We start from the raw sequence: 15974 nt of genomic DNA, 5'->3' as shown, positions 1-15974 counted from the left end.
TTTGGTAAGGTTTAGATAAGATTTTCTTAGAAAGAGAGCGTGGAGCAGGGGCGGTCAGCTCCCGGAGGATAGTGGAACTTCCCAAATTGCACGCGCACTTTGCGTGCGGTTCGGGAAGTTTCACTATCTTGTAGGGAGTTGCCCCTGCGGAACGCGTTTATGCCGCAAGTTTAGGAAAAAGAAAAAGGGAGCACTTATCCAAGAACCGCAATAAAATAAAAGAACAATTCCCATACCAGATTCCCTTCTTAAATCAAACACATAAAGAACAAACAAAAAGAAGTCACACCAACAAAAAAACATCAGCACGACTTCTATATATTTTTTTAAAATTAAACGGAATAAAAAATAAAATCGAGTTTGTTGCGAAAGACGGCAATTAACCACCAACATCAAAACAAACCCGGAACACACAACCATGCGGTTGATTATCCAAAACCTCAATCTCAGCGTTATTCAATTTAACCAACTGCGAAACAATCGACAATCCCAAACCGCTACCTTGAATCTCACTCGAATGGGAAGTATCAACCCGATAGAATCGTTGGAAAATCAATTTCTTCTGATCATCTGCAATACCAAATCCTAAATCTTTAACGCACAAATGAGCTTTGCCATCGACTTGCTTTAAACTAAGCGTAATTGGTGATTTGTCATCAGAATACTTATTGGCGTTGTCCAAAAGGGCGACCAAAATCTGTTTCAAAGTATCACTATCGCCTAAAACGTGGATGTCCGGTTCAATTTCCAAATTAACTTGGTGGGGTAGAGAACTCTGATAGTGCTCGCCGATAGATTGCGTGATAGCTGATAAGTTCACATCCGCTAAAACTAATTTGGCCCGGTCGGCTCGCGATAAATGCAGAAGATTCTCAATCAAATTCTGCATCCGCAAAGATTCTTCGTCGATGAAATCTAAAGATTCGGGGATGACTTCTGGATGTTTTTGCCCGTGGCGCTTGATTAAATTGATGTTGCCACGAACGGCCGCAATTGGGGTCCGTAATTCGTGTGAAGCGTTGGAAACAAAGTCCTTTTCGCGTTGCAGGCGCTCATTTTGAGTCGTCAATAAGTCGTTGAAAGCAGTTCCTAATTCGTTGATTTCTTGCGGACTATCGGGAACCTTCAAAGTCGGTTGATCGACCACGGAATCCTTGATGGTATTGCGCGTTTCCTTAACCAATTGAATCGTCGGAGCACTCAACTTTTCGGCTAAACGTTGGGCCCACCAGGTTCCAAAGCCTAGTGTCACGAAGACGACAATGCTGATGATGATTAATAACAAAATTAAACTATTGAGTAGGCGGTTCATACTGACCCAGATTTGATAAGTTGTATCCTCATCTTTTTGCGAATAAAACAAGAAGAATCCAAAGCCGTTGACGTAAACTACGTGATCAAACAGGCTGAATTTTTTTTGAGCGATAAACTTTTTCGAGGCACTGGAAGTCATGATAACTTGGCCACCGCGGCCGGAAGCAGCCGTGATCGAAGAACTGCTAGTTTTGACCCGAATGACGGTATCTTGTTTGGAATGGCGATTATTTTGGCTACTCCAGTGGATGAAACTAGGAATATCGTCAATGTTGGCTCGGTTCAGACTCATCATCTGACCTTCGGCTTCACGGGTTGTCATCAAAGTTTGTTGCACGCCCACGATGATTAAAATTAAGGCACTGATTGATAGAGTAATAATAATAACTAATTTTTTTATGCCTTGACTGATTAAAGCTTGATACGAAAGTGGTTTTTTAGCCATTATTCCGTCACATCCTCAAGTGAGTAACCGACCCCTCTAATAGTTTGAATCAAAGGCTTATTTTCCTTGCCATCGATTTTACTGCGTAAGTAACCGACATAAACATCGACAACATTTTGTTGCCCAAGAAAATCTTCGCCCCATACGTTGTCTAATAATTCATCACGCGTGAAGACTTGACCGACGTGTTGTAAAAAGAACAATAAGAGATCATATTCACGACGAGTTAACTGGATATTTTCTTCCTTACGAAAGACTTGATGGGATTTAGTATTCAAAGTTAAATCGGCAATCTTGTATGTTTGTTCCGGTTCAGTCATGTGTTCCATTCTTCTTTGAATGACCCGAACTCGAGCTAACAACTCTTCAATTTCAAATGGCTTAGTGATGTAGTCGTCGGCCCCATTATCAAGGCCAGCAACCTTGTCACCAACATAATCACGAGCCGTCATAACGATAACTGGCACTTGGTCATGTTTTCTTATACGCCGCAAAACTTCCATCCCATCGAGTTTGGGTAACATCCAATCAAGCAAAATCAACAGCAATTCGTTTTGATATTTTTCATACATGTCTAAGGCTTCGACACCATCGTTAGCAATCACAACGTCAAAATCCTCAAATTGCAATTCCTTACCGACGTAACTGGAAAGACTACGTTCATCTTCAACAATCAAAATTGTATTTTTCATCACAAATCTCCCAAAAATCGTTTTATCTAATTATAGTAGCAAACCATTCTTAATTCTAACTAAAACTTTCTAATGCGTAATAATTACTAATTGTGTTACACTACTGAATGAACCAAAGAAGGATGATTCAAATGGAAAAAGCAATTGAAATTCTCAAAAAGAATAATTATAAGGTGACTAAGCAAAGAACCGACCTAATTGGTTACCTAAAAAACTTCACGATCCACTATGTAGCAATCAGTGATATTGCCAATTATATGCGTTCGTTGTATCCAGGGATGAGCAACAACACAATTTATCGTAATTTAAAGGAATTCGCTGATATTGGATTAGTTGAGTATCAAGAAAAAAATAAGACGCTGGTCAAATATCAATGTGATTTTGCCCATCGTCATCACCATCATTTTGTCTGTAAGAACTGCGGTCGAGTAACGGAATTAAAAGCTTGTCCAATGGAGTTCTTCTCAGATCAATTACCGGGATACACAATTGAGGGACATGCAATCGAAGTTTATGGTTTGTGTGCTAATTGTGCTAAAAAGTTGAAAAAGGAAACTGCTGACTTATAGTTGGTAGTTTTTTTGTTTTTGAGGAGAAGTATGGTCGCCCTCCACAAAAAACGCGATTGGGACTGGAACGATGTGGGCGCGACTTGGAACTACCGCAAAGTTCGCGGCATTTCCAAGCTCGGCCTTATTCTAAGCAATAAATTGCTAAGAATAATATCACATCTGAGCCCAATCGCATTTTTTGTTCCGGGCTAAAATAACGGATCTATTGGTTATGTGCTTTCTTTTTGGTTAAGGATAGTAAATTCTATTCAAAGTGGTGTTTTCTAACAGAATCAAATAGCGAAAATAAAGAAGCAGTATTAATGAGAAATATCATTAGTGCTGCTTCTTTATTTTAGTTCGTGAGCAAAGTGCATTTGTTATTTTTTGTTGTTAAAGAATAGAAGGTTATATCGTATCCATTTCAGAATTTACCGAGTTGTTGCGGAAGACGGCATCAAACACCACCAAAACTACAGAACAACACTTAATGATTCAATTTATAATTCTTGTATCCTAAGCCAATGAAATACGCAATTACTTCGTAAGTTGCGATGAAAAATGTTACTGGCCAATTGGTAATGAAAGCTAAGTATAAACCTAACCAAACACCGCTCAGTGCTAAACCGACTGAAACTAGGATCATCTTTGGTACGGAATGAGCTAAGTATTTGGCGGTAGCACCTGGTAAAGTCAATAGAACAAAGACTAACAAGGAACCGACAATTTGAGCGCCGATACTAACACTTAGTGCTAATGTAACTAAGAAGATGACTGATAACAAGCGAGTTTTTAAACCGCTGGCTGAAGCTCCGATGTGGTCAAAGGAATCAAAGGCTAATGGTTTGTAAAAGATGATGAAGATGATAATGACAAAGATTGCTAGTGCCAATAATTGTTGGACTTCTTTGCTGCTAATACCGACGATACTTCCAAATAAGATGTTAGTAGCGTAGCTGCTGGATTTTGAGGATAGGGATAAAAATAGAATCCCTAGTCCGATAAATAGTGATGACATGGCACTGATTGAAGCTTCTCTTCTGGAAGATTCGTTGCTGAGACCACCGACGGCGATGGAACTAACGATTGTGAAAAGAATCATTCCTGCTAGTGGTGAAATACCGACCAAAACTCCGAAGGAAGCTCCGGCAAAGCCTATTTCGGAAAGTGTGTGTGAGAGAAATGACATATTTCTGGAAACTACAAAGACGCCGACTAAGCCTGCTGTAATTGCGATGAAAGTGCTAGCGATGAAGGCTTGGCGCATAAATTCATATTGGAGCATTTTATCCCTCCATCTTAAACATATTTTTGGAAACGTCACTGACGTTAACTTGTTTTAAACTCTTATTCTCAAAGAGTAAGGCCCGTTTTGTATATTTCTTAGTTAAATCGTAATCGTGAGTGATAAAAATGACTGTTAAATGTTCCTTTTGATTGAGTTCGGCAACTAAATCCATCAACTGCATTTTTACTTCAACATCAAGACTGGCAGTTGACTCGTCTAAAATCAGAATCTTAGGATCATTTAAGAGTGCTTGGGCTAAATAAGCTTTTTGTTTTTCACCACCGGAAGCTAAGCCTAAGGGGCGATTTTTTAAATTTGTCAGACCAGTTTTTTTGAGAATAGTTTGAATCTTTTGATTTTGTTCTTTGCGCTTAGCTGGATTCAAAGTGAATTTATTGTTCAGACGAATAAATTGCTCAATACTCAAAGGATAGTCATTGTCGATGTTGCGAAATTGTGGAACGTATCCGATGGTGTGATGGGACATTTGCAAGTTTCCTGAAGTTGGCTTTTCCAATCCCATCATGATCTTGATCAAGGTTGTTTTACCGGAGCCGTTGGGGCCAATCAGACTGACGAATTCACCGTCGGAAATTTGGAAGTTCAAATCAGTGAAAACTAATTGATTACCAAAGGATTTACTTAAATGTTGCGCTTGAATCATATTATTCACCTTGCAGAATTTTTTCTAGATCTTGGTACTGGGAGAGCATCCATTGCTTATAAGTCTTACCTTTAGGCAATGTTTCGGTGACTTTGAGGACGGGGATGTCGTTTTTTTCAGCCTTTTGAACGAGGTTGTTAATAACTTTGTTGTCAGTTTGTGAATTGAGTACGAAGAAGGCAACTTTCTTATCCTTGAGGCCATTGTTCATCTTTTGAATTACTTGTGGAGTAGGGTCGGTGCCATTTTCGATAGCTTTTTCAAAACTCTTGTTGGCAACTTTATAACCGATAGCATTTAATGAATAGTCGAAAACAGGTTCGCTGACGTAGACGGATTTGTTATCACGCTTGGCATTTTCCTTTAGCTTGCCTAATTGGTCTTGGACCGGTTTAAGAGTAGCAATGTATTTTTGAGCGTTCTTTTCAAAGTATTCCTTATTTTTCGGCTGTTTCTTACCTAATTGTTTAGCAAGATATTTAGCATATTTAGGCATAGTCTGAGGTTCATACCAAATATGCGGATTGTCACCCATCTTTTTATGCATGACATTTTCACCGATTTTAATGAAAGTACTGTTGTCATCTTGGTTCAATTTGTTCATCCAAGAATCGTAGCCTAAACCGTTGGCAACAGTGATATCAGCTGTACTGACTTTCTTAGCAATATTAGTAGTTGGTTCGTAATCGTGTGGATCAACGTTGGGATTGTCGATGATTGAAGAAACAGTTCCTTTGTTACCGACGACAGCCTTGGCAACTTCACCATAAAAGTCAGTAGTCGTAACTATTTGTAATTTAGATGATTTTTTAGGTTGAGTAGAACAGCCGGTTAAAAAGACGATGAAGAGCAGCAAAATTGTAATAAGACGCGATTTTTTTGAAAACATAGTAATCTCCCTTAATGATAAATATGACTATTCAATCTTAAAGTAATTCTTTAAAAATGTAAATGATAAATTTTACTATTTGATGTTAAGCATGCCGTCCTCCGCAAAAAACTCGATTGGGACTGGAACGTGGTGGGCCGACTTGAAGCCTTTTTCAAAACCGGAAAAAGTCTCCAAGCTCGACCTTAATGTAAGTGCTAAACCACTAACATTAATTTCACCACTGAGCCCAATCGAGTTTTTTGCTCCGGACTGGAGTAGTTGTTCTATGGTTTATTTCTTTCTAATGTTTTAGAAATAGTTATTCTATTTCGATAAGAGTTTTGGAATAAAAATAGTTAAGGTTAATTGTCCCTTTGGGAGTGGCAACAATAAAAAAGAGGATCTTGTTAGAATGTGGCAATGTGCACGGTTCTAATAAGATCCTCTATTATTTTATGTACAAATTATATCAATAGATAAAACAAAACTATTGATTTTTTTGAACGTATTCAGCTAATTTCTTTATGTGTTCTTTGATGTCATTGCGGGCATCACGGAAATCGGCCATAATTTCTTCTTCACTGCCTGTACTGATAGCAGGATCATGAATTGGCCAATGTAGCCAGCGGCTGCTCTGAGGGATGATGCATTTGTCGCGGGCCTCACCGCACAAAGTAACTACGACGGTCGCGTTTTTCATGAAGTCGTTGTCGATTATTTTAGAAGTTTGCTTAGAGATATCGATGCCATCTTCGGCCATTATTTTGATAGCTCTTGGGTTGACGCCGTCGGCTCGGATACCGGCGCTTTGAATATTCCAGTTAGGCAAGTACTTTTTTGCGTACCCTTCAGCGATTTGACTCCGACAGGAGTTTCCGGAACATAGAAAATAAATACTATAATTACTCATTGTTTTTTATTCCTAATTTAATTTGGCATTCTGGACATAATCCGTAAACTTCCATGTGGTTACCGGAAATCATGTAGCCAGAAATTTCAGCCGTTTTTTGTTCGAGATTTTTTTCAGTATCACTAAAGCCGGGATACGTAACGTCTACTATTCGGCCACAGTTGGTACAAATGGCGTGATAGTGGGGGGTTCCGAAATAATCGTAATGGGTACTTCCGTCACCATTTTGTAATTCGACGACTAAATGATGGTCAACAAAAGTATTAAGGGTATTATAAATCGTAGATGCTCCCATATTTGGAAGCTCTTTGCCTAGAGCGTCACGAATTATTTCCACAGTTGGATGATTATGATGGCTAACTAGATAGGCCAAAATGATGTGGCGTTGTGGTGTAACTCGTAGTTTATGATCTTTTAAGATTTGCAATGTTTCTTCCATTACAGCATTACTAGCCATGAGTGTTCTTCCTTTCTACTTAGGAATCATTACAAGGTAATTATATTACTAAAAGCTAAGTGTTTACAATAAAAGGAATTTAAAAAGTTGAAACCGTTTTATTGAGGGCTGAAGGTTTACTTTTCTGAAAATAAGGATTACGATGTATTCGTTAATAAGTAAGAACCATTCCAATGTAATCCAAACAATTAAGGAGTGAGTACCATGCCTAAAGCAAAGAAAAAACAAAGTTTGGCTGAAAAAATCAATGTCATGCGTGCCAGTGTGATGGGCGCTAATGACGGGATTATCTCTATCGCCGGTATCGTTATCGGTGTTGCCAGCGCCCAAAGTAACAATCACGCGATCTTCTTAGCAGGTATTGCTGGGATGCTAGCGGGGACTGTTTCTATGGCTATGGGTGAATGGGTTTCTGTAAGTACCCAACGTGATACTGAAAAACGGGCCGTTGAAAAAGAATCAGCTAAATTAGATGGTCACTACGATGACGAATTCAGTTTCATTCGTGATAAGTATCAAGCAACCGGGATCTCTAAAGAATTGGCAACTCAAGCGACATCAGAAATGTTACATGATGATCCGTTGAATGTTGCTGTTCGTGAAAGATACGGATTCAACCCTAAGGAACAAACAAGTGCCATCGCGGCGGCCATGGCTTCAATGATTTCGTTCCCAACGGGATCAATTTTACCCTTAGTTTCAATTACAATGTTCCCTCAAAACGTCAAAATGATTGCGACAGTGATTGCAGTCATCATCGCCTTGACGATTACTGGTTATGCGGCTGCTACTTTAGGTGGTGCTAAGCGTGGTAAGGCGGTTATCAGAAATATCGTTTCTGGATTATTGACGATGTTTGTAACTTACTTGATAGGATCACTATTTGCACATTAGTAGGAGGGAAAGATTATGAAAACTATGACAATGTCGAAACCAAAGAAACAAAAGAAGACGATGGCTGAACGTTCAAATACCCTTCGGGCTGGTGTGTTAGGATCTAATGACGGAATCCTAACCGTTGTCGGGGTCTTGTTCTCAGTTGCCGTTGCTACAACGAATACTTTTACCATCTTCATCGCTGGATTATCTGATTTGTTAGCATGTGCTTTTTCAATGGCGTCAGGTGAATATGCTTCAGTTAGCTCTCAAAAGGATACCGAAAGAGCTGCGATTGAAAAAGAACGTGAACTGATCAAAAGTGATTTCCAATCTGAATTGGATGTCGTAGCTAACTATTACGTTGATCGTGGTGTTACGAAAGAAACATCTTATAAGATTGCAAAAGAATTAATGGATCAAGATGCTTTAGGAACAGTCGTTAGAGTTAAGTACGACCTAGAACTTGGACACTACATGAGCCCTTGGGATGCTGCCTTTTCATCACTAGTATCAGCTGCTTCAGGTGGTATTTTCCCACTAGTTGCGATGACTTTATTGCCAGCTTCAATCAAGTGGCCAGGAACAATTTTAGCAGTTACTTTGTCAGTTGGTTTGACGGGATTCTTGAGTGCTAAATTGGGTGATGGCTTAGTGAAGACAGCTATTATTAGAAATATCATTGTTGGTTTGATTACGATGGCAATTCACTATTCAGTTGGTTTAATGCTTTAAAAAGTTGAGTATAGGATAAAAAATATCGTAGGATGAAGTATTCCTTACGGTATTTTTTTTGCTTAAAAAGTGAATAATCTTATAATGGAAGTAGCAATGATATTGGGGTGTTTAAAATGGGGAAGAGGATAGTACAACTACTTTTGGTCTTAGTGATTGTTATGGGCTTAGTTAGAACTAGTTCAATTCGTGCAGCTACAACGACTACAGCGAGTTTTTCTGATTACACCATTTCGGGCAATTTTTATCAAGCAAAAGTCAATTTTCAGCTGTCCGGTGGGGGAGATCAACTGATTTTGGATTCACCAGATTCGAAAAATCTCAATTTGTCCAATTTGAGAGAACAATTAGGTAGTGAAAATGTGGTTGTTGGCAGTGATGACCGGATATTGGTCAATTTGAAAAAGGTAGCGAATAATGATTCGGGAACGTTTTATATTCAAATGAAAAAAGCTACCAGCGACGTTTTATCTGTGCGTGATATCAATAATCAAGTTTTAAGTAAATTCGATTTCACTACGGGTCAGTCGGGAACAACGCGGAATAGAATTCAATCCTTTAGTGCGCTTGCCACAAGTTCGGTCCCGGTTATTTCGGTGCAACCAACGACGGTAACGGATTATGATCACGATTTGACGATTCATGGAACGTGGCAGTCTAGTCAGAGTAGTATTACGATTTATTATAAATTTGAATCATCATCTCCGGGCAAATGGAGTGTATTAGGAACTTATAGCGGAACTGCCAATCAAATTCATGATTTTACGGGCACAATTCCGAAAGATTTGATAAGAGGAATGACTGGTGGTAGGAAAATTAATTTTTACACTAATTATGTCAATCCTACGGCAGATAATAAGGGAACTTCATATAATACAAATTTCACATTTGCACCATATGCTTTAAATGCAAAATTATTTATTGATAATAAAGAAATTAATACCACACAAGAGAATCCTTATGTTGCAAGAGGAAGCATTTTAACACTTACTCAAACTATGAGTACAAATGTTGGAGGAACGTTGAAATTCATTGTTGACGGTGATACTTCAAACGTGCCTTCGGTTAATTTAGCAATTCCGGGTATTTCTACTAGTACTACGCAAAGAATTCATCTAGATAGTTTAGGTAAAGATGATAATAAGGTGCATAAGGCAGTTTATCAGTTTGAAGCTGGAGGCAAAGTTTTAGTTTCATCAATTTTGTATTTTGTTGTCGGTAATGACTTGAGGCTAAACGTTCCGAGAACGATTGATTTTGGAACTCATAGACCAAGTGATTATCAAAAAGGATTTGAGAGTTCACCGACGGTTACAGGTGAGTTATCGATTTTTGATGGTCGTAATGGGGATGGAACTGCTCATTATAGTGGAAACTTGCAGCTCTTGGCTTCGGCAAGTGATTTTGTTAATGGTAAAGGGCATCGACTAAATGCTAGTTTGCTCTGGGATGGTCAGAGTATTTCGAGTGATAAGAAAAGTAAGGTCGAGGAATTAGTCCCACCAACCGCAAGTGATCCGGCGTTTAAGGATTTTACTGAAGATGTTAAGCATGATTTGAAGTTGTCGGTTCCTAAAAATACTGCGACTGAAAGTGGGACGTACTCTAGTACTATTACTTGGACCTTGCAGGATACTTTGCAGTGAAAAGTCGGTGTAGGGAAAATTTTGGATATTAAAATAGGCCAGGGTAATCGGTTTGATTGCCTTGGCCTGTGTTTTTAAATTGTTATTTTTTTTGTGAGTAGTTGTGGTTCTTTTGGCTTATAACCATGGGTCTATGCAGAATAGTCAAAACGCGTTCCACAGGCCAGGACTCGGCATATAGCTACGCTTCCCAAATCGCCCGCAAAGTGCGCGTGCAATTCGTGAAGCTAGGCTATCTGTCGAGTCCTAAGCGGGCCTGTTCCACGCTCTATCTAAACCACGCTCTACATATATTTCTCTAATTCCAGTCTAAACTTCTCTTCTGGTTGATAACCAACCATTCTGCCAACAACATTGCCGTCTTTTTTAACGATAAATGTAGGGATTCCTTGGATTCCGAAGTTATTTGGAGTTTCGGGGTTCTTGTCGACGTTCATTGATGTGAACTTGATCTTGTCGCCTAATTCGTCTTTGGATGATAACTTCTCCAAAATTGGGTTCATCATTTTACATGGAGGACACCAGTCAGCGTTAAAGTCGGTGATTACGAGTCCTGAATTTGTTTCGTCATTGTATGTCTTGTCTGATAATTCTGTAATATTAGCCATCATTCAAGCTCCTTCTCAATTTCTATAAAAATAATATACCCCCTAGGGTAAATTAAATCAACTATTTTGTTCTCTCGGCAATCACACAACTAATAAAGTAATAATTTGCGACCCGGTACCCGCATAGGTATAATGGTAGAAAGAATTCCATTTGGGAGGAAAGTTATGACACAAACACCCGAAGAAGTAGCCAGCAAAAAAATAACCAGTCGCCTTAAACGTTCACGCGGACAACTCGATGCCGTTTTAAGAATGATGGACGAAGGCAAGCCCTGTAATGAAGTGTTAATGCAATTGTCAGCCGTTAAATCAAGTGTCGATAAGGCAATGAAACTCGTCATTGCCCAAAATATTCGTAAAAGTTCCAATTGTACTAGCGAAAAGCAATTAGCCGAATTACAAGAATCATTGGATCTAATGCTAAAAACTAAATAGCATATGTAAAATCCGTTTGTGGATTCTGTTGTGATTATCTATTTAAATTGTTGCTGTTAAGTCAAAGAAAACGATTACAAAATATGAAGGGATTCCCCAAAAAAACTTGTTTTTTTGGGGGGTGAATTAAACTAATCGTGAAAAGAGAGGCGATTAGGATGATTCAGTTTGGAAAGAAGATTAACTTGAGACCTTTGTTAATTGGTCTGATTGTGGCTTTTATCCCAGGCAGTTTCTTCTATGCGTTTTTTGGTGCCTGGATAGGCCTATTCGTTGGACTTTGTTTCTTTGCAGCAATTTTTGTTTATTATTACATCAATTCACCAAAAGTTTTCAATTATTGGCAATTCGATGGCGAGAATGTTGAATATTATGATATGTCAAATTCTTGGAAACGTGCTTTGATGATATTGTTCCCACATTTTGTCAAAATGAATTCAATATCAAAAGAAGAAATCAAGTCAGTGAAAGTATTAGGGGATATGAATGAAGTAAAGAAATTGCCATCAATGGTGCCAGTTTCAAATGCTTATAATATTTTCTCAGCGCAAATGTCGATGATGAAAAATCCATTAGCAGTAAAAATTACCACAACTGATGGTAAAGTTATTAATCTAGATATTTCTCGTGATTACACTTATGACAAGGATAAGACAACCCAAAGTGTCGATAACTTCTTGAGTGATGTTAGAATTTCATAATTTAATCAAAATAAAGAAGCCGTACTAGTGAAAATTAGTCGGCTTTTTGTTTTGAATCTTTTAGTTTTTTTTAGGATTAAATTCAGTAACGTATAAACGGTTGGTAGTTATCAATAAATAAATTATGCGAATCATTTTCGGAAGTTAAGCAAGTTGTGTCGAGTGATTGGGATTTAGAATCTATGCCAATAAATAATTTCATAAAATTTTCCTCTCTTTATTTATACATTTTGAAAACTAGCCCCAAATTGACGTTGAAACGTGCTATATTGTCTTATGGTAAACGATTTCAGAATTTATTCAAAGGGATGATGGATAATGGACGAAGTACCAAAGACAGTCACAAATATTAGCTGGTTTGAAGGGGAAATCATCACGATCGACTTTGATCGTTCGGTTGATTTTGACCCCAAACAATTTGTTGAATTGACTAAATTAGGGCGTTGGATCGATTCTGACGACTTGTCAAAATTTTATTTAGTCAGAAAGTCAGATTCGGTTTTCCCAGATGATGTTATCAACAAAGTTTTGGGTAAGCTCAATCTCAATGGCTACGAATTGATTCACAGATACGTGGCATACGCCTAGAACAAAATTCCGACCAATTATAGTAGTTGGTCGGAATTTACGTTTTATTCAAAAGTAACGAAATCTTCATCCCAAATATTTTCGAAGAATGAAATCGTATCTTCGGCAATCATGTAATTGTTGTCGAAAGTCGTGGTAGCGTCGTGTTGCATTTGGATTTTGTAGCCTAAATCATGGGCCACGGTAATTGTAGCGTCGCAACAATATTCAGTTTGAGCACCACAAATTTCTAATGTTTTGATATTTTTTGCTTGTAGAATCTTTTGAAGATCAGTGTGATAGAAGGCATCATAGTGAGTTTTTGCTAACTTGAGGTCTTCTTTTTTTACGTCCAAATTCTTAGCCAGTTGCCACAAATCACTGTTCAAGGCCAAATCTTTATCGTGGTGCTGGATAAAAATAATCGGTAAATCTTGTTCCCGGTAAAGTGCGATACGTTTGTTGATCCGATTGATGAGATCATCGAAATTATAACTGTATCGAAGTGCTTTTTGCATGTCGATCACGATGAGCGTGTCTGTTAATTTTGACATAAAATCACTTCCCCTAAAATTTTCTTCAACTTGAGATTAACATTAAGCTAATCCTAATGAAAGCGATGTTATTACAATATGTCTCTATTTTAAAATTTGTCATTGAGGAGTATTTGTATTTATAATAAGTGATAATAAATTTTAAAGGTAGAAACCATGAAAAAATTAAAAGTGTTTTCAATAATTTTAGGTATCATACTCGTATTAATGTTGGCAATTGGAGGAATCTACGTCAATAAAATGCAGGATGCCCTGAATTCTTTGAATACTAGTAAAAGTAGTGTTTCGAAAAAAATTAAACAGGGGAAGCCATTTTCGATTCTGTTATTAGGGGCTGATACAGGTGCCGATGGGCGAGTCGATCGTGGTAATTCGGATACGATGATGCTCTTGACTTTGAATCCCAAGAAGCAACAAACTGTAGCCTATTCGATTCCTCGTGATGCGTTGGCTGAAATGGTCGGCGACAAAAAGAAGAATGTTCAAAAAATTAACGCAGCCTATAATATTGGGCTATCACCCATGGCTAAGAAAACAGTCGGCAGCTTGTTAGGTGTACCAGTCGATTATCATGTGGCAATTAATATGGATGCTCTGAAAAAGACCGTTGATTTCGTCGGCGGAGTAACGGTAACAAGTGATTTGAAAGTTTCTTTTGATGGTGTAACGATTCCTAAAGGAACTCATCATCTCAATGGTAAGCAAGCTCTTACTTATGCTCGGATGCGTTATCAAGATCCACGTGGAGACTATGGCCGTCAAATTAGACAGCAACAAGTTTTAAAAGCTGTAACTAAGAAATTAGAAACACCTAAATATATCGTTAAAATTCCTGAATTGATCAAGACCGTAAAAGACGACATCAGTACCGATTTAACGGCCAAAGAAATTGACGAAATCGTTTTGAAGTATCGCTCAAGTTCTAAGAATATGGACTTCAATCAAATTCAAGGCAAGACCGCTTGGATCAATGGAAGTTCTTATCAAATTTTACCAACCGATACAATGCAAAGAGCTTCAAACAATTTACGAGATAACTTAGGTCTGAGTGATCAAACCTTGAATAACACCGAAACCAAGTTGAACGCAAAGAATGAAGACTTCTTCTCCGATGAGGACAGTACCGATTACGATACGTTTGGCTTGAATACTACTTTTTATAGTAATAATACTTACTAATAAATTGTTTGTTGGCTAAGGATGCCGTCCTCCGCACAAGTCCTGTGATTGACTGGAGAATGTCGGCACAACTTTGAGCTTTTTCAAACCCGGAAAAATCTCAAAGATTGGCCTTTTGTAGGTGCTAAAGCACCAACAAAAATTTGGAGCCTGACATCACAGGACTTGTGCTCCGGACTGAATAGTGATTCTATGATTTATTTCTTTCTACTGATTTAGGGATGACCATTCTATTCAAAATTTTCTTTGGATGATTTAAAGAATAGTAACATCTGTTCTGTAGAACCTGATAATTCGGTTATCACAGAACTTTCAACAAAATATTCCATTTAACTCAAAAATAAAGAAGCTGTATTAATGAATAATTATTTCATTAACATAGCTTCTTTTTTTGCTTTATGCGATTCTTTATTATTTTTGGAATTAAATTAATCGAATCTATAAACGTATCCAGACCATGTATCAAGGTTTGGCTTACTAATAAATAGAAGTATATCCATTACAGAATTTATTGAAATACTGCAAAGATTTGAAATCCAGTCTGGAGCAACAGCTCTGGGAAATGCTCAGCCGTGAAATTCTTGTTGGCGATTTATCGCTTACAAGAAGGCCAATCTTGGAGATTGCGCGTACTTTGCGTAAGCTTCAAGTTGTGCCCACAGCGTTCCAGCGTTTCCCAGAGCTGTTGCGGAAGACGGCATCTAACCACCATCCAAGGAAACAAGATAAACAAGCTTGTTCCACTCTCTATAAAGTAATATCCGCTGTAATTGAACTGGTCTTATATGGAAAGCGAGATTGAGAAATTTCAAATGGTTGACCGTCGTCTAAATAGCTTAGTTGGTCAATCACCATCACAGGTTCACCAATTTTTTCGGCAACACCAGTTTCAAGGTCTTCTTCGTTTGCTGCATCAGCTCGAACAGTTCGATGTGAGCCTTCGATACTTAAATTAGCTACTTTTAAGAGATGCCCATAAATTGAGCCTTCTAAAACCTTTTTGGTTAAAGTGGCAATGGAAGTGGGCATAATCGTGTGTTCGTAAGCAAATATTTCGCCATTAACATAACGAACACGACGAATGACATAAACTGGTTGAGTAGGAGGGATGATTAGCTCATCGGCCTCTTTTTGAGTAGGGATACGAGCGGATAATTCTAAGACTTTACTGGTTACTTTTTTGCCTTGGTTCGTCAAGGTTGCCCCTAATGGCTTATCAATAGGAGAAACTTGTCCGCGATTGGTTGTCGCATCATCTGGTAAATAGTCTTTTCTGACATAAGTTCCAGAGCCTCGTTTTGAATAAACCATTCCTTCGACAATCAATAGTTGTAATGCTTTATGAACGGTGATTCTAGTAGTATTGAACTTTTTTGCGATTTGATTTTGATCAGGCATTAGTTCACCGGGTTCGTATTTCCCAGATTTAATATCTTCTCTGATGCCGTCAGCAACTTCCTTATATTTATATGCCATCTTAC

The 15974-nt window shown here is 38.1% G+C and carries 18 protein-coding genes; 8 read left to right on the top strand and 10 right to left on the bottom strand.

Features of this window, described 5'->3' with window-relative positions; translation table 11 throughout:
- Nucleotides 1–379: 379 nt before the first annotated feature.
- Nucleotides 380–1759: a sensor histidine kinase gene (locus tag EGT49_RS04525; RefSeq protein WP_167849755.1), complete on the bottom strand. Its 1380-nt coding sequence runs from the start codon at nucleotides 1757–1759 to the stop codon at nucleotides 380–382.
- On the bottom strand, nucleotides 1759–2451 hold the full coding sequence (locus EGT49_RS04520) for a response regulator transcription factor (RefSeq protein ID WP_135371944.1): 693 nt from the start codon (nucleotides 2449–2451) through the stop codon (nucleotides 1759–1761). Before EGT49_RS04520 ends, EGT49_RS04525 begins: the two co-directional genes overlap by 1 nt.
- A 131-nt stretch (nucleotides 2452–2582) precedes the next feature.
- Between EGT49_RS04520 and EGT49_RS04515 the strand changes: the two genes are divergently transcribed.
- Nucleotides 2583–3020 (top strand): Fur family transcriptional regulator, encoded by a 438-nt coding sequence (locus EGT49_RS04515; protein ID WP_135371942.1) that lies wholly within the window; start codon nucleotides 2583–2585, stop codon nucleotides 3018–3020.
- 469 nt (nucleotides 3021–3489) lie between these two features.
- On the opposite strand, the gene EGT49_RS04510 is transcribed toward EGT49_RS04515, so the two are convergent.
- From EGT49_RS04510 to EGT49_RS04490, 5 genes are all read right to left on the bottom strand, one after another.
- Nucleotides 3490–4287: a metal ABC transporter permease gene (locus EGT49_RS04510; RefSeq protein WP_135371940.1), complete on the bottom strand. Its 798-nt coding sequence runs from the start codon at nucleotides 4285–4287 to the stop codon at nucleotides 3490–3492.
- 1 nt (nucleotide 4288) lies between these two features.
- Nucleotides 4289–4954 carry a metal ABC transporter ATP-binding protein gene (locus tag EGT49_RS04505; protein WP_135371938.1) on the bottom strand — a complete coding sequence of 222 codons (666 nt, stop codon included), beginning with the start codon at nucleotides 4952–4954 and terminating at the stop codon, nucleotides 4289–4291.
- 1 nt (nucleotide 4955) lies between these two features.
- Nucleotides 4956–5843 (bottom strand): metal ABC transporter solute-binding protein, encoded by an 888-nt coding sequence (locus EGT49_RS04500; protein ID WP_135371936.1) that lies wholly within the window; start codon nucleotides 5841–5843, stop codon nucleotides 4956–4958.
- A gap of 469 nt (nucleotides 5844–6312) precedes the next feature.
- Nucleotides 6313–6735: an arsenate reductase (thioredoxin) gene (gene arsC, locus EGT49_RS04495; RefSeq protein WP_135371934.1), complete on the bottom strand. Its 423-nt coding sequence runs from the start codon at nucleotides 6733–6735 to the stop codon at nucleotides 6313–6315.
- Nucleotides 6728–7192: a Fur family transcriptional regulator gene (locus tag EGT49_RS04490; RefSeq protein ID WP_135371932.1), complete on the bottom strand. Its 465-nt coding sequence runs from the start codon at nucleotides 7190–7192 to the stop codon at nucleotides 6728–6730. Before EGT49_RS04490 ends, arsC begins: the two co-directional genes overlap by 8 nt.
- A gap of 204 nt (nucleotides 7193–7396) precedes the next feature.
- Here EGT49_RS04490 and EGT49_RS04485 point away from each other — a divergent pair, with 204 nt between their 5' ends.
- The 3 genes from EGT49_RS04485 to EGT49_RS04475 all read left to right on the top strand — a co-directional run bounded on the left by EGT49_RS04485 (nucleotide 7397) and on the right by EGT49_RS04475 (nucleotide 10449).
- Nucleotides 7397–8086, top strand: coding sequence for a VIT1/CCC1 transporter family protein (locus EGT49_RS04485; protein WP_135371930.1), 690 nt, complete (start codon nucleotides 7397–7399; stop codon nucleotides 8084–8086).
- Nucleotides 8087–8101: 15 nt separating this feature from the next.
- Nucleotides 8102–8803, top strand: a complete 702-nt coding sequence (locus EGT49_RS04480; protein WP_135371928.1) for a VIT1/CCC1 transporter family protein — start codon at nucleotides 8102–8104, stop codon at nucleotides 8801–8803.
- 116 nt (nucleotides 8804–8919) lie between these two features.
- Nucleotides 8920–10449, top strand: coding sequence for a WxL domain-containing protein (locus EGT49_RS04475; RefSeq protein ID WP_135371926.1), 1530 nt, complete (start codon nucleotides 8920–8922; stop codon nucleotides 10447–10449).
- 284 nt (nucleotides 10450–10733) lie between these two features.
- Here the strand turns inward: EGT49_RS04475 and EGT49_RS04470 are convergent, their stop codons facing one another.
- Entirely contained in the window at nucleotides 10734–11060 is a 327-nt protein-coding gene (locus tag EGT49_RS04470) for a thioredoxin family protein (protein WP_218960988.1), read from the bottom strand.
- A gap of 162 nt (nucleotides 11061–11222) precedes the next feature.
- On the opposite strand from EGT49_RS04470, the gene EGT49_RS04465 reads away from it, so the two are divergent.
- The 3 genes from EGT49_RS04465 to EGT49_RS04455 all read left to right on the top strand — a co-directional run bounded on the left by EGT49_RS04465 (nucleotide 11223) and on the right by EGT49_RS04455 (nucleotide 12781).
- The gene (locus EGT49_RS04465) at nucleotides 11223–11492 is read left to right on the top strand and encodes a metal-sensing transcriptional repressor (RefSeq protein WP_135371924.1); all 270 of its coding nucleotides are present in this window, start codon (nucleotides 11223–11225) and stop codon (nucleotides 11490–11492) included.
- Between the two features lie 158 nt (nucleotides 11493–11650).
- Nucleotides 11651–12193, top strand: a complete 543-nt coding sequence (locus EGT49_RS04460) for a TVP38/TMEM64 family protein (protein ID WP_135371922.1) — start codon at nucleotides 11651–11653, stop codon at nucleotides 12191–12193.
- 318 nt (nucleotides 12194–12511) lie between these two features.
- Nucleotides 12512–12781 carry a hypothetical protein gene (locus EGT49_RS04455; protein WP_135371920.1) on the top strand — a complete coding sequence of 90 codons (270 nt, stop codon included), beginning with the start codon at nucleotides 12512–12514 and terminating at the stop codon, nucleotides 12779–12781.
- A gap of 44 nt (nucleotides 12782–12825) precedes the next feature.
- Here EGT49_RS04455 and EGT49_RS04450 read toward each other — a convergent pair whose 3' ends face one another.
- Nucleotides 12826–13314 (bottom strand): cysteine hydrolase family protein, encoded by a 489-nt coding sequence (locus EGT49_RS04450; RefSeq protein WP_135371918.1) that lies wholly within the window; start codon nucleotides 13312–13314, stop codon nucleotides 12826–12828.
- A 156-nt stretch (nucleotides 13315–13470) separates the two neighbouring features.
- Here EGT49_RS04450 and EGT49_RS04445 point away from each other — a divergent pair, with 156 nt between their 5' ends.
- Nucleotides 13471–14493, top strand: coding sequence for an LCP family protein (locus EGT49_RS04445; RefSeq protein ID WP_135371916.1), 1023 nt, complete (start codon nucleotides 13471–13473; stop codon nucleotides 14491–14493).
- A gap of 747 nt (nucleotides 14494–15240) precedes the next feature.
- On the opposite strand, the gene EGT49_RS04440 is transcribed toward EGT49_RS04445, so the two are convergent.
- The gene (locus EGT49_RS04440) at nucleotides 15241–15969 is read right to left on the bottom strand and encodes a GntR family transcriptional regulator (RefSeq protein ID WP_135371914.1); all 729 of its coding nucleotides are present in this window, start codon (nucleotides 15967–15969) and stop codon (nucleotides 15241–15243) included.
- Between the last annotated feature and the right edge of the window lie 5 nt (nucleotides 15970–15974).

It is taken from the genome of Companilactobacillus suantsaicola (assembly GCF_004745525.1).
In the GTDB taxonomy this organism is placed as follows: Bacteria; Bacillota; Bacilli; order Lactobacillales; family Lactobacillaceae; genus Companilactobacillus; species Companilactobacillus suantsaicola.
This window is presented reverse-complemented; position numbering and strand designations above follow the sequence as displayed.